The 302-nt window shown below is 39.7% G+C and carries 1 protein-coding gene; it reads right to left on the reverse strand.

The features are described from left to right. A partial coding sequence (locus ITJ86_RS17275) for a hypothetical protein (protein ID WP_195872886.1) occupies positions 1-302 on the reverse strand: 302 nt, incomplete at both ends.

The raw sequence follows: 302 nt of genomic DNA on the forward strand, positions 1-302 counted from the left end.
TGCACTGTCGTCGGTAGTATCACCATCGGTTTCCATATTGTCATCACAGATTTCATATACAATTGGATCCATGTTTGGATTTGCCTGTGCTGCTTTTTGAACTTCAATATTAAAACTTTGGGTACTGATAGAACAGCCTGTGACGTTATTGGTAATGGTCACAAAGATTTGTTGTGGGTTGCTCGTATTGGTATATGAGCTTACTAATCCATTCATACCTGCTTCGGCATCGGCCAAGTTATCGTGGTAACTTACTATAAACTGTGTTGGATCTTGACCGTTTAAGACTTCTTCGTCTTTTG

Source organism: Winogradskyella marina (assembly GCF_015645385.1).
GTDB lineage: Bacteria > Bacteroidota > Bacteroidia > Flavobacteriales > Flavobacteriaceae > Winogradskyella > Winogradskyella marina.